This window comes from Rhizobium sp. BK512 (assembly GCF_014194915.1).
Taxonomy (GTDB): domain Bacteria; phylum Pseudomonadota; class Alphaproteobacteria; order Rhizobiales; family Rhizobiaceae; genus Rhizobium.
Map to the genome: position 1 here is coordinate 1,085,051 of NZ_JACIAS010000001.1, position 16,805 is coordinate 1,101,855.

The 16,805-nt window shown below is 60.8% G+C and carries 18 protein-coding genes; 10 read left to right on the top strand and 8 right to left on the bottom strand.

What is annotated here, in order from left to right; translation table 11 throughout:
- Positions 1-250 precede the first annotated feature (250 nt).
- From FHX06_RS05455 to FHX06_RS05475, 5 genes are read left to right on the top strand one after another with little or no spacing between them, the layout of a single operon-like run.
- Positions 251-1,426, top strand: coding sequence for an ABC transporter substrate-binding protein (locus FHX06_RS05455; protein WP_183878302.1), 1,176 nt, complete (start codon positions 251-253; stop codon positions 1,424-1,426).
- Positions 1,427-1,480: 54 nt separating this feature from the next.
- Positions 1,481-2,341 (top strand): branched-chain amino acid ABC transporter permease, encoded by an 861-nt coding sequence (locus FHX06_RS05460; RefSeq protein WP_183878304.1) that lies wholly within the window; start codon positions 1,481-1,483, stop codon positions 2,339-2,341.
- Entirely contained in the window at positions 2,338-3,375 is a 1,038-nt protein-coding gene (locus FHX06_RS05465; protein ID WP_183878306.1) for a branched-chain amino acid ABC transporter permease, read from the top strand. Before FHX06_RS05460 ends, FHX06_RS05465 begins: the two co-directional genes overlap by 4 nt.
- Positions 3,372-4,118, top strand: a complete 747-nt coding sequence (locus FHX06_RS05470; protein WP_113204133.1) for an ABC transporter ATP-binding protein — start codon at positions 3,372-3,374, stop codon at positions 4,116-4,118. Before FHX06_RS05465 ends, FHX06_RS05470 begins: the two co-directional genes overlap by 4 nt.
- Positions 4,118-4,816: an ABC transporter ATP-binding protein gene (locus FHX06_RS05475; RefSeq protein ID WP_183878308.1), complete on the top strand. Its 699-nt coding sequence runs from the start codon at positions 4,118-4,120 to the stop codon at positions 4,814-4,816. The genes FHX06_RS05470 and FHX06_RS05475 overlap by 1 nt, the downstream gene beginning before the upstream one ends.
- Positions 4,817-4,818: 2 nt before the next feature.
- On the opposite strand, the gene murA is transcribed toward FHX06_RS05475, so the two are convergent.
- The 3 genes from murA to FHX06_RS05490 form a co-directional block, all read right to left on the bottom strand.
- Positions 4,819-6,132 carry a UDP-N-acetylglucosamine 1-carboxyvinyltransferase gene (murA, locus tag FHX06_RS05480; RefSeq protein WP_018114726.1) on the bottom strand — a complete coding sequence of 438 codons (1,314 nt, stop codon included), beginning with the start codon at positions 6,130-6,132 and terminating at the stop codon, positions 4,819-4,821.
- Positions 6,133-6,335: 203 nt separating this feature from the next.
- On the bottom strand, positions 6,336-7,748 hold the full coding sequence (locus FHX06_RS05485) for an aminomethyltransferase family protein (RefSeq protein ID WP_183878310.1): 1,413 nt from the start codon (positions 7,746-7,748) through the stop codon (positions 6,336-6,338).
- A 156-nt stretch (positions 7,749-7,904) separates the two neighbouring features.
- Positions 7,905-8,639: a GntR family transcriptional regulator gene (locus FHX06_RS05490; protein ID WP_183878312.1), complete on the bottom strand. Its 735-nt coding sequence runs from the start codon at positions 8,637-8,639 to the stop codon at positions 7,905-7,907.
- Positions 8,640-8,838: 199 nt separating this feature from the next.
- Here FHX06_RS05490 and FHX06_RS05495 point away from each other — a divergent pair, with 199 nt between their 5' ends.
- The 4 genes from FHX06_RS05495 to FHX06_RS05510 are packed head-to-tail and all read left to right on the top strand — an operon-like array spanning position 8,839 to position 11,056.
- Positions 8,839-9,549: an alpha/beta fold hydrolase gene (locus FHX06_RS05495; RefSeq protein ID WP_183878314.1), complete on the top strand. Its 711-nt coding sequence runs from the start codon at positions 8,839-8,841 to the stop codon at positions 9,547-9,549.
- Positions 9,542-9,895 carry an extradiol ring-cleavage dioxygenase gene (locus tag FHX06_RS05500; RefSeq protein WP_183878316.1) on the top strand — a complete coding sequence of 118 codons (354 nt, stop codon included), beginning with the start codon at positions 9,542-9,544 and terminating at the stop codon, positions 9,893-9,895. The genes FHX06_RS05495 and FHX06_RS05500 overlap by 8 nt, the downstream gene beginning before the upstream one ends.
- Positions 9,888-10,730, top strand: a complete 843-nt coding sequence (locus tag FHX06_RS05505; protein ID WP_183878318.1) for a class III extradiol dioxygenase family protein — start codon at positions 9,888-9,890, stop codon at positions 10,728-10,730. The genes FHX06_RS05500 and FHX06_RS05505 overlap by 8 nt, the downstream gene beginning before the upstream one ends.
- Positions 10,730-11,056, top strand: a complete 327-nt coding sequence (locus FHX06_RS05510) for a YciI family protein (protein ID WP_183878320.1) — start codon at positions 10,730-10,732, stop codon at positions 11,054-11,056. The genes FHX06_RS05505 and FHX06_RS05510 overlap by 1 nt, the downstream gene beginning before the upstream one ends.
- Positions 11,057-11,208: 152 nt before the next feature.
- Here FHX06_RS05510 and FHX06_RS05515 read toward each other — a convergent pair whose 3' ends face one another.
- The 5 genes from FHX06_RS05515 to FHX06_RS05535 are packed head-to-tail and all read right to left on the bottom strand — an operon-like array spanning position 11,209 to position 15,540.
- Positions 11,209-12,075: an NAD(P)-dependent oxidoreductase gene (locus tag FHX06_RS05515; RefSeq protein ID WP_183878322.1), complete on the bottom strand. Its 867-nt coding sequence runs from the start codon at positions 12,073-12,075 to the stop codon at positions 11,209-11,211.
- A gap of 51 nt (positions 12,076-12,126) precedes the next feature.
- Entirely contained in the window at positions 12,127-13,185 is a 1,059-nt protein-coding gene (locus FHX06_RS05520) for a 4-oxalomesaconate tautomerase (protein WP_183878324.1), read from the bottom strand.
- Positions 13,178-13,849, bottom strand: coding sequence for a 4-carboxy-4-hydroxy-2-oxoadipate aldolase/oxaloacetate decarboxylase (locus tag FHX06_RS05525; RefSeq protein ID WP_183878326.1), 672 nt, complete (start codon positions 13,847-13,849; stop codon positions 13,178-13,180). Before FHX06_RS05525 ends, FHX06_RS05520 begins: the two co-directional genes overlap by 8 nt.
- Complete coding sequence (locus FHX06_RS05530; protein WP_112543901.1) at positions 13,849-14,577, bottom strand: PIG-L deacetylase family protein; 729 nt, start codon at positions 14,575-14,577, stop codon at positions 13,849-13,851. Before FHX06_RS05530 ends, FHX06_RS05525 begins: the two co-directional genes overlap by 1 nt.
- 3 nt (positions 14,578-14,580) lie before the next feature.
- Complete coding sequence (locus FHX06_RS05535; RefSeq protein ID WP_113116777.1) at positions 14,581-15,540, bottom strand: VOC family protein; 960 nt, start codon at positions 15,538-15,540, stop codon at positions 14,581-14,583.
- Positions 15,541-15,878: 338 nt separating this feature from the next.
- Here FHX06_RS05535 and FHX06_RS05540 point away from each other — a divergent pair, with 338 nt between their 5' ends.
- On the top strand, positions 15,879-16,799 hold the full coding sequence (locus tag FHX06_RS05540; RefSeq protein ID WP_183878328.1) for a methylenetetrahydrofolate reductase: 921 nt from the start codon (positions 15,879-15,881) through the stop codon (positions 16,797-16,799).
- The last annotated feature ends 6 nt before the right edge of the window (positions 16,800-16,805 follow it).

A 16,805-nucleotide genomic window follows, 5' to 3' on the forward strand; every position in this document is an offset into this window, starting at 1 on the left:
TTGCGACGATCGAAAATTTGCTTTGACAAAACACAAAACTGGCAAGCGCAAAAGACCGTCCGCCGGGCCTTTGGTGATCAGCCTGCCAGGTAGCAGCAGCTTGTACCAAGTCAAGTTTTATGTATACATTGATGTCGCTGAGCAATTTTCGCGACAATGGCGTTTTCCTCTGGAGGAGAGAAGAAAAACGTTCAGGTCGCGGCATATCTCCGGGAGAGAGATATGATGCGCAACAATGGGAGGAGTATACATGATTTCGTTTTCAAGAAGACTATTGATAGCAGGCGCGGCGCTCGCCACGATTGCTGGGATGCCTGCATTTGCGCAGGAAACGGTGAAGATCGGCGTGATCCTGCCGATGACAGGTCCTTTTGCCTCAACCGGCCGTCAGGTCGAGGCCGGCGCTCGCGCATACATGGCAATCAATGGCGACACGGTTGCAGGCAAGAAGATCGAGCTGGTGCTGCGTGACGACGCGGGCACGGCCGACCAGACCCGCCGCATCGCCCAGGAACTCGTCGTCAATGACGGCGTCAAGATGCTTGTCGGCTTCGGCCTGACGCCGCTTGCCATGGGTGTCGCCCCGGTTCTGAACCAGGCAAAGGTTCCGGCGATCATCACCTCGGCCACGACCTCGGCGATCATGAAACAGTCGCCCTATTTCGTGCGCACCTCGATGGGCGGTCCACAATCCGCCGTTCCAGTCGCCACCTGGGCAGTCCAGAACAACCTCAAGCGGGTCGTCACGCTGGTGACCGATTACGGTCCGGGCATCGACATCGAGAAGGGCTTTACCGACCAGTTCAAGAAAGAAGGTGGCACGGTTGTCGAAGCACTCCGCGTTCCCCTGCAGAACCCCGATTTTGCACCCTTCCTTCAGCGTGTACGCGACGCCAAGCCGGATGCCCTCTTCGTCTTCGTGCCATCAGGTGTCGGCGCAATCTTCATGAAGCAGTTCGTCGATCGCGGTCTTGCCGACGCCGGCATCAAGCTGATCGCCACCGGCGACGTCACCGATGACGATCTCCTGAATGGCATGGGACCGGCCGCCAAGGGCGTCATCACCGGTCATTTCTATTCGACCGATCACGACAGCCCGGAAAACAAAGCTTTCGTCGCCGAAGTGCGCAAAGCCAACAAGAACATGCGCCCGAACTTCATGTCGGTCGGCGGCTATGATGCCATGCATGTCGCTTATGCTGCACTCGAAAAGACCGGCGGTGACACGGATGGCACCAAACTCGTCGATGCCATGAAGGGTATGGAATTCGTCAGCCCGCGCGGGCCCATCACCATCGATCCTGATACACGCGACATCGTGCAGGATATCTACATGCGCGAGGTCAAGGAGAAGAACGGCGAACTCTACAATGTCGAGTTCGCGACCTATCCGAAGATCCACGATCCGAATACGGCTGCCAAGTAAGCCCAGGGAACAGGCGGCGGAAGCAATTCCGCCGCCTGGATGCAGTGAGGTCTCATGCTGACAATCCTGTTCGACGGCATCGCCTATGGCATGCTTCTCTTTGTTCTCGCCTGCGGATTGTCGATCACGCTAGGTCTGATGAATTTCGTCAATCTGGCGCATGGCGCCTTTGCCATGGCTGGCGGCTACGTCACCGTCATCATGATGAACCGCTATGGCATTTCCTTTTATTGGTGCCTGCCTGCCGCCTTCATCGTCACCGCACTCGTTGGCGTCGTGCTGGAACGGTTGCTGTACCGGCGCCTCTATTCGGCTTCCCATCTTGATCAGGTGCTGTTTTCGATCGGCCTCGTCTTCATGGCGATATCGGCCATCGATTATTTTATGGGCGGCCAGCAGCAACTGATCAACCTGCCACCCGAACTCAGCGGCCGCTTCGGCTTTCTGGGCATCGATATCGGCCGTTATCGGCTCTTCATCATCGTCATCTGCGCGCTTCTGACCGTCGCCCTGCAATTGGCGCTCACCCGCACCCGCTTCGGCAGCCAGCTTCGCGCCGCTGTCGATGACGGACGTGTCGCACGTGGCATGGGCATCAATGTCTCCGTCATCTTCGCGCTGACCTTCGCGCTGGGCTCCGGCCTTGCCGGCCTCGGCGGTGCGCTCGGCACCGAACTGCTGGGTCTCGACCCGAACTTTCCGCTGAAATACCTGATCTATTTCATGATCGTTGTCACTGTCGGCGGCACCTCGTCGATAACAGGTCCCTTCATTGCCGCGTTGCTGCTCGGCATTGCCGATGTCGCCGGCAAGTATTACGTGCCGGAGCTTGGCGCCTTCATCATCTACGCCGTGATGATCCTCGTGCTGATCGTCAGGCCCCATGGCCTCTTCTCCCGGGAGGGCGGCCGATGAGCGGCGAACACAGCAACGCCTCCAGCAAGGCCATGGAACTCCTGAAGCGCGCCGGCCGCTGGCAGATCTGGGAATTCGCTCTCTGGCTGGTCGCCATCGCCGCGATCTTCACGCTGCCGTCGCAGATGCTGATCCTGACGGAGATCGCCATTCTTGCGCTCTTCGCCGTCTCTCTGGATCTCATCCTCGGTTATGCCGGCATCGTCTCGCTCGGCCATACCGCCTTCTTCGGCCTCGGCGCTTATGCCGCCGGTCTGTTTGCGATCTATGTCTCAGGCGAGCCCGTCATTGGCCTGGTGGCCGCCGCCCTCGTCAGCGGCCTCTTCGGCTTGCTGACAAGCTTCCTCGTGCTGCGCGGCTCCGACCTTACCCGCCTCATGACAACTTTCGGCGTCGCCATGCTACTCGCCGAACTCGTCAATCAGGCCGCCTGGCTCACCGGCGGCGCCGACGGCCTGAGCGGCGTGATGCTGAACCCTATCCTGGGCTATTTCGAATTCGATCTCTGGGGCCGCACCGGATACATCTACTGCCTGATTGTGCTTGTCGTTCTGACCTACATTGCACGGCGTATCGTCAACTCGCCCTTTGGCCTGTCTCTCAAGGCGATCAAGCGCAACCAGCGCCGAGCCTCCATGCTCGGCATCTCGCCCACCCGCCGCATCGTCGCGGTCTATACGATCTCGGCTGCCTATGCCGGCATCGCGGGCGCGCTGCTGACGCAGACGACCAGCTTCGTCTCGCCCGACGTGCTCGCTTTCCATCGTTCCGCAGAGGTGCTGCTGGTGCTTGTCATCGGCGGCGTCGGTTATCTCTATGGCGGCGTCTTCGGCGCCGTCATCTTCTCCATCCTGCGCAACTGGCTGTCGGTCATCACGCCGCAATATTGGATGTTCTGGATCGGTCTCGTCCTGATCATCATCGTTCTGGTTGGCCGCGAGCGTCTGACCCGCTGGCAGACCTTGTTGCCCGGTGCTGCGCGCCACCGACAACAGGCAAACATGCAGCATACCATTGCGGAGGAGAGCAAATGACCATTGCCCTCGAAACACGCCATCTCGTCAAACGCTTCGGTGGCTTCGTCGCCACCAATGATGTCTCGCTGCAAATCCGCCATGGCGCACGCCACGCCCTGATAGGCCCGAACGGCGCTGGCAAGACCACGATCATCAACCTACTGACTGGCGTTCTGACGCCGAACAGCGGCGAGATCCTGCTTGCCGGCGAGGATATCACCGGCGTTTCCTCCTATCGCCGCGTCGGCAAGGGCCTGTCCCGCACCTTCCAGATCAACCAGCTCTTCGGTGATTTCACGCCGCTCGATTCCGTCATGCTGGCGATCAGCGAGCGCAAGGGCCATGGTCGCTTCGCCTGGCGGCCGCTTTCAGCAGACCGCGAAGTTGCCGATGAAGCAGCCGCCTTGCTGGAGCGCTTCCGCCTTGTCGATGTCATGGGCATGCCGACGACGCTCCTGCCCTACGGCAAGCAGCGCCTGCTGGAGATCGCCCTTGCGATCGCGATGCAGCCGAAAGTGCTGCTGCTCGACGAGCCGGCCGCCGGCGTTCCTGAAGAAGAGCGCCATGAGGTTCTCGGCATCGTCCGCGAACTGCCCGCCAACGTTACGGTCGTGCTGATTGAACACGACATGGATCTCGTCTTCTCCTTCGCGGACCGTATCTCGGTGCTCGCTGCCGGTGCTCTCTTTGCCGAGGGTACCGTTGCCGAAATCTCCAAGGACCCGCAGGTCAAAGCCATCTATCTCGGGGAGGATGCCTGATGGCCGAACTGCTTCGGGTCGAACGCCTCATCGCCGGTTATGGTGAAGCCCATGTGCTTGCCAAGGTCGATTTTACGCTGGAGGAAGGCCGCTCGCTGGCCTTGCTCGGCCGCAACGGCGCCGGCAAGACGACCCTGCTCAACACCATCATCGGCGTCACCACCCATCAAGCCGGCTCAATCCACCTGCAGCAGCGCGATATCACCCGGCTGCGCGCGGAAAAGCGTGCTCCCCTCGGCATCGGCTGGGTGCCGCAGGAGCGCAATATCTTCCGTTCGCTGACGGTGGAGGAAAACCTGACGGCGAGCGCGCGGCCCGGTGCCTGGAATGTCGCCCGCATCTACCAGATGTTCCCGCGCCTGCAGGAACGCCGCCGCAACCTCGGCAACCAATTGTCAGGAGGCGAGCAGCAGATGCTCGCCATCGCCCGCGCCCTGATGCTGAATCCGAAGGTGCTGCTGCTCGATGAACCGCTCGAGGGCCTCGCGCCGATCATCGTCGACGAGCTGCTGGCAGCGCTTCGCCGCATCGTCACCGGCGAAGGCATGTCGGCAATCATCGTCGAGCAGAAGGCGCGCAAAGTATTGCCGCTGACCGATGAGGTCATCGTGCTCGAACGTGGCGCGGTGACCTACCGCGACACATCCGAAGCACTTCTCGCCTCACCGGAAATCCTCGAAGCGCATCTCAGCGTCTAGATTTATGCCTCGCGCGGCGGCACGCGGGTAATGCGCGCGCCGAGCGCGTTGAGCCGCTCCTCGATCCGCTCATATCCCCGCTCGATCTGCTGGGCATTGTTGATGACGCTCGTTCCCTCGGCGCACATGGCAGCAATCAGCATCGCCATGCCGGCGCGAATGTCGGGGCTTTCCACCTGCGCGGCGCGCAGCTTGGAGGGGCCGGCGACGATCGCGCGGTGCGGATCGCAAAGCACGATGCGCGCACCCATGGTAATCAGCTTGTCGACGAAGAACATCCGGCTTTCGAACATCTTCTCGAACATCAGCACCACGCCATCGCACTGCGAGGCGGTGACGATGGCAATCGACATCGTGTCGGCCGGGAAAGCCGGCCAGGGCTGATCCTCGATCTTCGGAATATGCCCGCCGAAATCCGGCTGGATCTTCATTTCCTGACCCGCCGGTACGACAAGATCGTCGCCCTCGATGCGGCAGCGGATACCGAGACGCTCGAAGGTCATCAGCGTCGAGCGCAGATGCTCAACACCCGCCCGTCGGATGACGATCTCGGAACCGGTGACGGCAGCAAGGCCGATCAGCGAGCCAATCTCGTTATGGTCAGGGCCGATGCGGTGTGAGGCACCGCCGAGAGGCTGGCCGCCATGAATGATCATCGTATTGGTGCCGATACCTTCGATCTTGGCACCCATTGCGATGAGGAAATGGGCGAGATCCTGGACATGCGGCTCGGAGGCGCAATTGCGCAGGATCGTCTTGCCTTCGGCGGCCACAGCCGCGCAGAGAGCATTTTCCGTGGCAGTGACCGACGGTTCGTCAAGGAAGACATCCGCACCGCGCAGGTGCCTTGCGCGAAAACTATAAGAACCGTTGACGCTGATCTCGGCACCGAGCTGTTCAAGTGCCAGGAAATGCGTGTCGACGCGGCGGCGGCCGATGACATCGCCACCCGGCGGCGGCAAAGTGATCTCGCCGCAACGAGCCAGCATCGGGCCGGCAAGCAGGATGGACGCGCGAATGCGGGCGCACAACGCCGGATCGAGATCGGCCGGCTTGAGATCGCTCGCCTCGATCTCGAGTTCGTTGCGGCCGAGCCAGCGCGCCTTGGCGCCGACGGACTGGATCAGCTCGACCAGCGCTTCGACGTCGCGGATACGCGGCACATTGGTCAGATACACGAGCTTGTCGGTCAGCAGCGAAGCGGCAATGATCGGCAAGGCGGCATTCTTGTTGCCGCTCGGCTGGATCTCGCCGGCAAGGCGATGGCCGCCCTCGACGATGTACTGAATTCGCTCATGCGGCTGGGCCTGTGCCACTGCTGTCATCCTTGTTCGATTCGATTTTCAGGAGGCATATCTGCGTTGTCTTTGTGACATCGGAGTGATCGCCGATCGGGAAGAGTGGCTGTTCTAACAGCTGCCATGCGTGGTCCGCTAGAGGCAATGCGCGAGGACGAATCCATGAAAAACGGCGCCCTCCCGGGCGCCGTCGTTAACACCGTGGATGGTGGTGTCGGAGTTCAGCTCTTCTTGCTACGCCAGCTTTCGGCGTAATTCTCGCGAGCTTCACGGGAATAGGGAGTGGGCGAAACACGCACGCGGATTTCCGCCTGCTTGTGCGGTTCGACCGAGGTCTTGCCTGAGCCACCGTCGGGTTCGCCCCACACGAGGGTCAGCACATCGCCAACCTCAACATCGGCATCGACGATGCCGAGCGAGAGCATGCAACGCTCGTTGTAGCTGTAGCCATTGAACATCGACATGCCGACCATCTTGCCGTCGCGCATGATCTTGTCGGCGCTGGTCGAGGCATAATTCGGTTGAGGGAAATCGATCCACTTGAAATGATCCTCACCCGGACGGAATGCCGAGGCGATGACGTTGACGACATCTTCGGCATTCCACTCGAAGGTCACCTTCTTGCGGCTCGTCTGGCCCTTCATTTTTTCGAGTGCCGACTTGCCGATGAAATCGTCCTTCTTCCAGCCGATGTAGAAGTCGTAGCCGAGCTCGAACGGATTGACGTAATAGTCCTCGATATTGCCGGTAACGAAGCTTCCGCCGATGGCGCCAGTTGCCTCGTAGCTGTCGGCGCCGAGCCAGTCGCGATAGGCAGCCAGCATGCCGTCACCTGTATAGATGCCGGGCAGTGGAGACGGGATCCAGCCGGATTCCAGCGTATTGGTGGAATAGGCGCGGCTGCCGCAGCGTACGAGATCGACGCCCGCCGCCTTTGCCGATTCCAGGATGACCGAGTGGATATAGGCCTTGTCCTCGTAGGGACCCCAGATTTCCAGGCCCGGCGCACCGGACATACCGTGACGCAGCGCATTCACAGTCTTCGAGCCGACCTTGATCTTGTCGACATGAAAGAACTTGATGTCGGGGATCGGTCCGCCGTTCATCTTCTCGAAGATCTTTGGGGCATCCGGTCCCTGGATCTGATAGCGATAATGCGTACGCAACACCCGTTCGCCTTCCGGGCGCGAGGGCGAGCGCGGATCATATTTCAGGCGCACATTCCACTTGCCGTATGCAGCGCAGAACATCAGCCAGTTGGAGGTCGGCGAGCGGCCGACCAGGATGAACTTGTCCTCGCGTTCGCGGAAGATGATCTGGTCGCCGATCACATGACCGGCCGGCGTGACCGGTACGAAATGCTTGGCGCGGTTCGTATCGAAATTCGAGAAGGAGTTGACGCCGTGATAGGCGAGGAACTTCTCCGCGTCAGGGCCTTCGACGGTCAATTCGTCCATATGGTGCGACTGATCGAAGAGGACGGCGGAGTTGCGCCATGCGGCCTGCTCCGAACGCCAGTTGGAGAACTCGGCCGCCACGACCGGGTATACATACATGCCGACCTTGGAATTGCGCAGCAACTCCACCGTATTGCCAGCCGACTTCAAAACTTCGGATAGGTTCGATCTCGCCACCTGATGTCCTCCCATTGGCATGCGATAATGTATACATGAAATGCCCAATGCGATCAGATTGCAAGCCTATTTTCTCCCGACAACACCCAGGCCAATGCTCCGAAAATGAAAAAAGGCGGCCACAGGCCGCCCTTCAGAACCAGGAATTATCTGAAATTACCGATGAATCAGCGCGAGTCCCCTGATCTGTTCGATCAGTGTAGGGTCTTCCGCCAGAATGTATTCAAGATTGCGTCGCGCCGTGCGGGCATGCTCCCTGGCGATCGCTTCCGCGCGACTGCCTTCGCGCGCTTCGATCGCACTGACGAGCGCCTTGTGCTGGTCCTGCGCGGAGCGCAGCGATCGGCGGAAGGCGGTGATATCAGCCTTGTCAGGCAGGAACGCCGAGGGCGAGGCAAAGGGCAGCGAACTTGCCCGCTCCACTTCACGCCTGATGATCTCGCTGCCGGCAAGTGCTGCAAGCTGATGGTGGAATTTTTCGTTCAGGTCGGAATAGGCATCGAAATCGACATCGTCGAGCTGCTCGCCGAAACAGGCGTCGAGCTTCAACACCGTCTGCCTGATATCTTCGAGCGCATCGGGTGCGGCGCCGCGTTCCGCAGCGAGCCTCGCCGCCATGCCCTCCATGACTCCGCGCACTTCTATCGAATCGACCACATCGGCAAAACCGAAGCGGCGGACGACAAAGCCGCCATTTGGCAGGCGATCGAGCAGCCCCTCCTCCGTCAGCCGCGACATGGCCTCCCGCACGGGAGTGCGTGAAATATCGAGCGCCTCCGCCAGCGGCACTTCGAAGAGGCGCGTGCCGCCCTGCAACTCGCCGCTCAAAATCTTTTCCCGCAACTCGATAACGGCGCGACGGCCATGTGTTGCGGCTTCACTCTGCTTCATCGGCGCCTCCAATCCCGGCTAAATGTATATAGCAGCCGAAACGCATACAAAACCCCACCCTGAGCCGGCATCCTAACACATAATTGTATGCATCAAACCAAAGTCTCTTCGCCAAATTGGCGTTTATGAAAGTCGATCCACTCCCATCCCTTGACACGATGTATACATTTATGATGTCTGATTTGCGGGAGGAAAATCGATGGCAACGCTCGCGCTCATTCCGGGGCTCGTGTCCGACAGCATTGTCTGGGCGCCGCTTGCCGATGCCGTCGGGCACCGCATGCCCGTGCACGCGGCTGATGTTTCGCGTGCTTCCTCGATATCGGGCATGGCAGAAAACGTTCTCGCCGCCACTGAAGGCGATTTGATTGCGGTCGGCCATTCCATGGGCGGACGCGTCGCCATGGAAATGGCTCGTATCGCACCGGATCGCATTCGCGGACTGGTCCTTGCCAATACCGGCCACCATCCGAAGCGCGATGGCGAGGAAATCAAACGCCAGCAAATGATCGATCTTGGTCATCGCAGCATGGATGAACTGGCGGATCAATGGCTGCCGCCCATGCTCCACCCTGGCCGACTGTCAGATGCCGGCTTGATCGACCATCTGCGCACCATGGTGTTACGGGCCGGCGCTGATGTCCATGAGCGGCAGATTCGAGCACTTATCAATCGGCCGAACGCCAGCACCTATATGGCCGAACTCGGCTGTCCCATCCTGCTTATTGCTGCTCGTCAGGATGGCTGGAGCCCGATTACCCAGCATCAGGAAATCGCCGAAGCAGCACCCGATGCGGAACTCGTCATCATCGAAGATGCTGGCCATTTCGGCCCCGTGGAGCGCCCGACCGAGGTGACGTCCGCAATCACCAGCTGGCTGACGCGCAGATTTGGAGGAATTTATGCCTGAGAATAGCGGGACGATTCCCGATACGCCGCTTTTCGACCGCGCCGGCTCGATCCGCGGCTACCGGCTCAACAAGATGGCGATGGCGCTCGGCCAGGCGGAAAACCGCGATGCCTTCAAGGCGGATGAGGATGCCTATCTCATCCGCTTCGGCCTGAACAACGACGAAATGGCCGCCGTCAAAAGCCGCGACTGGCACGAGATGGTCCGCCTGGGCGGCAACCTGTTCTTCATCCTGAAGATCGCCGCTGTCGACCCGACGCCGATCACTCAGATCGGCGCCGCCCAGGCCGGCATGTCGCATGAGGATTTTCTCTACGAAAGGCTGGGAAAGAAAAGACATGGCTAGGATCATCGGTGGCCTTGGGACGAGCCACGTCCCATCGATCGGCGCCGCGCTGGACAAGGGTCTGCGCGACACGCCGGACTGGAAGCCCTTCTTCGATGGCTACGAAGCCGGCAAGCAATGGATGCGTGAGGCAAAGCCCGATGTCGCCGTCGTGATCTTCAACGACCACGGCAACAGCTTCTTCCTCGACCGCGTGCCGACTTTCGCAGTGGGCGTAGCGGAAACCTATCAGCCGGTCGACGAAGGCTGGGGGCCACGCCCCATTCCCGCCTTCGACGGTGCCGCCGATTTCTCCTGGCATTTTGTCGACAGGCTGGTCGAGCGCCATTTCGATCCGCTGGTCTGCCGCGAGATCGAGGTCGATCACGGCCTGCAGGTGCCCATGGAACTGTTCTTCGGCCGGCCGGAGCGCTGGCCGGTCAAGGTTCTGCCGATCTGGGTGAACACCATCCAGTATCCGATCCCCACACCGCAGCGCTGCTGGGAGATGGGCAAGGTGCTGCGCGAGGCAATCGAAAGCTGGCCCGGCGATGAGCGTGTTGTCATCCTCGGCACCGGCGGCCTGTCGCATCAGCTGCAGGGCGCGCGTGCCGGCTTCATAAACCAGGCGGCCGACCGCGCCTGGCTTGACGGTATCGCCGCCAACCCGGAACCTTACCGCGCCATGAGCCGCGAGGATTACGTCGAGCAATTCGGTTCCGAAGGCGCCGAACTCATCATGTGGCTGGTCATGCGCGCCGCCATGAACGAGCAGGTCAATCTCATCCACAAACACTATCACGCGCCGGCCTCCATGACCGGCGCCGGCATGGTCGTGCTGGAAAACGCCGCCTGATGCCGGTCTTTTTCCTCATGCGCTGCCTGCATCATCAAGGGCAGGATACCGCCCGCGACCTGCAGCGCGCGGCCCATCGCGCCTGGGTCCAATCCGGTGGCGAAGGCCTCGCGGTGGTGCTGATCGGCTCTGCCTTGCACGATGACAATGGAGCTTCTATCGGCAATTTCGGCATACTGGAGACGGCAGGCCTTGCCGAAGCAAAAGCCTTTGCTGAAGGCGACCCCTTCAACAAGGCAGGCATTGTGGCAAAGATCGAATTTACGCCATTGCCGGCGACATTCCAGGCCGGGCGCATCAGCGATCCGATGACACCAAGGACATAGAATTCGAGTTCCGCACCAGCGGGAGGGGGTGCCCCGGAGAGGGGCAGATGAGGGGGCTGGCAAAGCAAGGTAGGGAACGATCGAAACGAGAGTGACGGTCGCTTGTGCGCTAAGGCCCCCTCATCCGCGCTATGCGGTCCCGAACCGATTGCTCACCCCTTCTGGGGCTTCCGCCGCAATTCCAGCACACGTCCGACAGTTTCTTCCAGCCCGCCAGTCTGCCCGAGACCGCACGCTCCCATGCGTTCCTGCACCTCGGCAATCTCCATCGCCAACTCGCCACGAAGCCCAAGCGCATCGAGCGTCGCAGCGCTTTCGCGCATCTCTGCCGCCCGCCGGCGCCCATGTCGCGTCGTGCGCTCCATCTGATATTCGGCAAATTGCGGCCAGTTGAGGCCAGGGAAAGAACCGGAAAGAGATGAAAGGATTTCTTCGTAGCAACCTGACGCCTTCGCCGCGAGCAAGGCCTCGACTGTGATCGCCTCCAATCCCTTGACGAATAGCGAGCGCACCATCTTGATTGCTGTCGCAGCACCAGCTGCCGGGCCTGCAATCTCGGCAGAAAACCCTAGGGCCAAAAGCTCCGGCAGCAACCTCTCAGTAGGAGCACCGGCAAGCAAAACGGGCGTCTGGTGTTTGCGAGGATGGACCGGCGCCATGACAGCCATGTCGAGATAGTCGCAGCCTGCGGCTTCCACAGCGGCTGCCGTCTCCCGCTTTCGGCCTGGTGAAACGGAATTGATATCAATCATCACCTGCCCCTGCCGCAGATGTGGCAGGAGCGGTTCGACGGCAAGCAGGCTCTGGTCGGCGGTCACAGCGCTGAACACCCAATCCGCTTCCGAAAGTCCCGCGATGCCCTCGGAAATCTCGGCGCCACGGGCGCGCATCGCCTCGCGTATAGCTTCGCCCCCTGACGCGAGCAGGATATCATAAGCGATGAAACTCAGACCCGGCCGGCTCACCCCCTCATGAAGCGCTCTTGCTGCTTCGCCATAGCCCAGAAACCCGATCCTCATCTCAGTCTCCTATTTTGCGAAGGACCACGCCGCGACGAGACGCTGCCGCAATCACGCAAAGACAAATCCGTCGAAAAGCTTGCGGGCGGTGCGCAACACTGCAGCATTGGTCACGGCGCCGCTCCTGACCGTCGCGATCACGCTCATTTCTCCGGTCGGATGCTCGACCGAGATCAGTTTCTCGTCGCCATCAGGCACGACCGCCAGTTGCGCCGCCGGCCCTTCCGGCAGAAGGCAGGCTGTCGCAAGGCTGACGGCACCGAGCACGCCGATCGCATCATGGCAGCGATGCGGAATGAAGGTGCGCGTCGAGATCGCGCCCCCGGCCTTTGCCGGCGACACCATCGTCATCTTCGGCACCGATTTCTTCGCGACATCACCAAGATTCATCATCGGCCCCGCCCGTAGCCGGATCGCCTCCAGCTTCGATTTGAGGTCTCCATTGGCTTCGAGCACGCCAGGCGTTTCTGTCCCGTCGATACCGAGATCACTGGCCAGCATGACGACACAGGGCATGCCGTTGTCGATCAACGTGCATTCGATGCCCTCGATAACGTCAACGACACGGCCGGTGGGCAACAGGGCTCCGCAGCTCGAACCCGCCGTATCCGCAAAGGTGATCGGCACCGCCGCGGCCGTGCCTGGCACGCCATCGATGCGCGCATCCCCCGCATAGGTCACCCGCCGATCCGGCGTGGCAATCTTCGCGGTGGCGATCTGTCCGGTGTTTTCCATGAAGATACGCACTTCGGTCTGCCCGTCTTCGGCCTCGATCAGACCGCGCTCGATGGCAAAGGGGCCGACACCGGCAAGGATGTTGCCGCAGTTCTGCGCATCAGTGACGATGGGTTCATCGATAAAGACCTGCAGGAAGAGATAGTCGATATCGACGCCGGGCCGCTCGGATCGCTTGACGACCGCGATCTTTGAGGTCAGCGGATCGGCTCCGCCCATGCCGTCGATCTGCCGCGGATCGGGCGAGCCCATGACCCGCAGCAGAAATCCGTCACGATCCTCAGGCAGATCTTCCGCGAGGAAATAGCCGCCCTTGGAGGTTCCGCCGCGCATCCACATGCAGCGCACGCCTTCCCCAGCGCTGGGCCTAGACATATTTCAACCCCTTCTCCGCCAGCCGTTCGCGCATCCTGTAGATATCGAGCCCGAGCTCGCCTGCGGCCAGCCGCCGGCGCTTCTCCTCTTCCGCCGCGAGCCGCTGTTCCGCCTTGTCGGCAATGTCGGCCGCCTCCTCCCGCCGCACCACGCAGACGCCGTCATCGTCGGCGACGATCACATCGCCCGGATTGACGAGCGCTCCGGCACAGACGACAGGTACATTGACCGAGCCCAGCGTCTCCTTGACGGTGCCCTGCGCAAAGATCGCCTTCGACCAGACCGGAAAATTCATCGCCTTGAGATCCGCGACATCACGCACCCCGGCGTCGATGATGAGCCCGCGGCAGCCTCGCGCCATGGCCGAGGTCGCCAGGAGATCGCCGAAATAGCCGTCCTCGCAGGGGCTGGTCGGCGCAAGTAGCAGGAGATCGCCCGCTCTGATCTGCTCGATCGCAACATGCAGCATCCAGTTGTCGCCCGGTGGAGCAGAAATGGTCACCGCGCTCGCGGCAATCCTCGCGCCCGGATAGATCGGTCGCATGTAGCTTGCGAGCAGGCCCTTGCGGCCCTGCGCCTCGTGAACCGTCGCCACGCCGCAGGCAGCGAGGCGATCGATGACGGATTGTTCCGCCCGCTGAATGTTTTGAACGACGACACCCATTAGAGCTCATCCACCGTTCGCGGAAAGACAGACTGGAAGCCTTCCGCGTGCGTCGCCTTGCGACCGCCCGACTGGCCGCCGGAATTGCGCATGAAATGGTTGCCGCGGTTTTCGGCGACATTCTTGTAATAGTGCCAGAGGTGCTCCTGCCCCTCCATGCACTGGATCGCCGCCCATTTCTTCTCCCAGACCGGCGAAATATCGAGGAAGACGTCGGGTTTCCATTCCATCTGCTCGGTCTGATGTGGCTCGAAGAGATAGAGCTGCGGGGCGCCGAGGACCTTCTCGCCGGGATTATGGCCCCAGGCCTGCGCGATCATGCGCGCCTCGAGCGCCACCTGCGTCGCGTACATATGGTCGGTATTGTAGGGATCCCACTTGGAATGGCTGAGCATGAATTCCGGCTGCACGGCACGGATCACATCGACCAAGCGAAACTTTGCCTCCTGATCGACGACCAGCGGATAGTCGCCGAGATCGAAGAACTGGATGTCGTGCACGCCAAGCGCCTTGGCGGCATTCTCGGCCTCGACACGCCGAGCCGCCTTCACCTTCTCCAGGGTCATCCCCGCATGCTTCCAGAGCTTGGCGCTCTCGCCACGTTCGCCATAGGACAGGCAGAGAACGGTAACCTCGTAGCCCTTCTCCTGATGCAGCGCGATAGCACCGCCGCATCGCCAGACGAAATCCGCCGAATGCGCGCTGATGACCAAGGCCGTCTTCGCCATGAACTAGTCCTTCCTCGCCACGGGGGGCGTGCCATGCGTGTGAAATGTCTCGATCGTCTTCAGGCCCCAGGCCTGGCCCTTCTTGCGCTCGGTCTCCGTCCAGGTGACGGTCGGCCAGTCGGGCCTCAGGATCAGCCGCGCCCCGGCATTGGCGAGTTCGACGCGATTGCCCGCCGGCTCCCAGACATAGAGGAAGAAGGTGCCCTGGATTGCATGCTTGTGCGGTCCGGTTTCGATATGGACGCCGTTTTCGAGGAAGATATCTGCCGCGCGCAGAATGTCCTCGCGCTGATCGACGGCGTAGGTAACGTGGTGAAACCGCCCCCTCGCCCCGGTATGGTCCTCGGAATAGGCGATATCATAGGTCTTGTTGTTGACAGTGAACCAGCAGCCGCCAAGCCGTCCATTGTCGAGCTGGATCTGCTCCGTCACCCGGCTGCCGAGCGCCCTGGTCATGAAATCACGGATCGCCCTGACATCGCTTGCAAGCAGGTTCAGATGGTCGAGCCGGCGTGGGCTGGCGCCACGCCCATGATAGCGCTGGGCAATATTCTTCAGCGCCGGACGCTCCCCTTCAGGGGCCTCGTAGACATGCGTGTCGTAGTAGAGCTCGAAAACATGACCGTCCGGATCGGTGAAGCGATAGGCGCGGCCATGCCCGGCATCGCCCTCCACCCAGCCGATGCCGCAGCCCATCTCCTCGACCACTTTCACTCGCCGCTCCAGGGCTTCCGGAGACGAGGCGCGATAGCCGACATGACCGACACCCGTTGTGTGATGGCGCACGAGCTTCAGCGTATGGAATTCGTAATCGTCGAAAGCGCGCAGATAGGCGACGCCGTCTTCGATCAGGCTCGGCGTCAACCCGTAGACCCGCGTGAAGAAATCGAGGCTTTCGTCGAAACGGTCGCTGTAGAGCTCAACATGCCCGAGATGGGCGACATCGTAGCAAGGCTCGGTCATGGGCCAAAACCCCAAGCGACGGCTTCGCCGGCTTTCAAAAATCTCATGACAACCCTCCTCGCAGGCGGATGCCTCCACGCTCACCTGTCGTTGAAGACACTAGGAAGGTTGGCAGCGGCGGGCAATTTCGTTCTGCTGACGGGTCATAAGCTGAGGTTACAGATCGATACGGAGCTAATCTGACAGGCGCGATTCCATTCCGGAGAATGCATACTTTCTGACTGAGGTCGTGACGAATTTATCGTGTTTTCATATCAAATCGACTCACAGTGATTGAAATAGAATTCATTATGTATACATTTTGAAAGGCGTGGAGGACGCCGAAAGGGAGCGATGGAATGGCTTTGTTGAATTTTACCGGCAAATCCAGGGAGCGTACTCCGGAGCCGGAATTCGCAGACATGATCGAGGGTTGGTCGATCGAGGTCATGCCACGCACGGCCGCCAAGGTTGACGATTTTCGCGAACTCCTGCCGGCCGGGACTCGCGTCTATATCGCTCACCTCGACGGCACCCCGATCGAGGATATGGTGGCGACAGCAAGACGGCTGAACCGACAGGGCTTTCCGGTCATGCCGCATCTGCCGGCGCGCAGCATTCCTGATGTCAGCACATTGGCGGACTGGCTGGAACGATATCGCGGCGAAGCCGATGTTCGCCAGGCTCTGCTGCTCGGTGGCGGCAGGGCCACGCCTGTCGGCGATTTTCACAGCTCCATGCAATTGGTCGAGACCGGGCTTTTCGACCATCACGGCTTCACTCATCTGCATTTTGCCGGCCATCCGGAAGGCAGCCGCGATGTCGATCCGAACGGATCGACTGCGATGGCCGATCGGGCACTGCGCTGGAAACAGGATCTCGCCTCCCAAACCGCCGCCAGGCTTGCTATCACCACTCAATTCGCCTTCGATCCTCAGCCTGTCATCGACTGGGCCGAACGCATCCAGGCAGCGGGCGTCACCATGCCCATCCATGTCGGCATTGCCGGTCCTGCCAGGCTGCAGACGCTGATCAAATACGCCATCTCCTGCGGCATCGGCCCCTCCATGAAGGTGCTGCAGAAGCGCGCCATGGACATGAGCAAGCTGCTGCTCCCCTATGAACCGACCGATCTTGTCGCCGCCTTTGCCGATTACAAGGCAAGAAGGCCTGAAAGCCTTATCAGTCAACTGCACATCTTCCCACTCGGCGGTATCCAGGTGGCGGCTGACTGGATGAACAAACACCGTTCCGTCGAAACACCTATCGCGCTGCCCTGATGCGGC

What these genes read in the sequence shown, in the direction of transcription:
- FHX06_RS05455 (WP_183878302.1), top strand. Translation starts at nt 251, where the DNA reads ATGATTTCGTTTTCAAGAAGACTATTGATAGCAGGCGCGGCGCTCGCC.
- FHX06_RS05460 (WP_183878304.1), top strand. Translation starts at nt 1,481, where the DNA reads ATGCTGACAATCCTGTTCGACGGCATCGCCTATGGCATGCTTCTCTTT.
- FHX06_RS05465 (WP_183878306.1), top strand. Translation starts at nt 2,338, where the DNA reads ATGAGCGGCGAACACAGCAACGCCTCCAGCAAGGCCATGGAACTCCTG.
- FHX06_RS05470 (WP_113204133.1), top strand. Translation starts at nt 3,372, where the DNA reads ATGACCATTGCCCTCGAAACACGCCATCTCGTCAAACGCTTCGGTGGC.
- FHX06_RS05475 (WP_183878308.1), top strand. Translation starts at nt 4,118, where the DNA reads ATGGCCGAACTGCTTCGGGTCGAACGCCTCATCGCCGGTTATGGTGAA.
- FHX06_RS05490 (WP_183878312.1), bottom strand. Translation starts at nt 8,639, where the DNA reads ATGAAGCAGAGTGAAGCCGCAACACATGGCCGTCGCGCCGTTATCGAG.
- FHX06_RS05495 (WP_183878314.1), top strand. Translation starts at nt 8,839, where the DNA reads ATGGCAACGCTCGCGCTCATTCCGGGGCTCGTGTCCGACAGCATTGTC.
- FHX06_RS05500 (WP_183878316.1), top strand. Translation starts at nt 9,542, where the DNA reads ATGCCTGAGAATAGCGGGACGATTCCCGATACGCCGCTTTTCGACCGC.
- FHX06_RS05505 (WP_183878318.1), top strand. Translation starts at nt 9,888, where the DNA reads ATGGCTAGGATCATCGGTGGCCTTGGGACGAGCCACGTCCCATCGATC.
- FHX06_RS05510 (WP_183878320.1), top strand. Translation starts at nt 10,730, where the DNA reads ATGCCGGTCTTTTTCCTCATGCGCTGCCTGCATCATCAAGGGCAGGAT.
- FHX06_RS05515 (WP_183878322.1), bottom strand. Translation starts at nt 12,075, where the DNA reads ATGAGGATCGGGTTTCTGGGCTATGGCGAAGCAGCAAGAGCGCTTCAT.
- FHX06_RS05520 (WP_183878324.1), bottom strand. Translation starts at nt 13,185, where the DNA reads ATGTCTAGGCCCAGCGCTGGGGAAGGCGTGCGCTGCATGTGGATGCGC.
- FHX06_RS05525 (WP_183878326.1), bottom strand. Translation starts at nt 13,849, where the DNA reads ATGGGTGTCGTCGTTCAAAACATTCAGCGGGCGGAACAATCCGTCATC.
- FHX06_RS05530 (WP_112543901.1), bottom strand. Translation starts at nt 14,577, where the DNA reads ATGGCGAAGACGGCCTTGGTCATCAGCGCGCATTCGGCGGATTTCGTC.
- FHX06_RS05535 (WP_113116777.1), bottom strand. Translation starts at nt 15,540, where the DNA reads ATGACCGAGCCTTGCTACGATGTCGCCCATCTCGGGCATGTTGAGCTC.
- FHX06_RS05540 (WP_183878328.1), top strand. Translation starts at nt 15,879, where the DNA reads ATGGCTTTGTTGAATTTTACCGGCAAATCCAGGGAGCGTACTCCGGAG.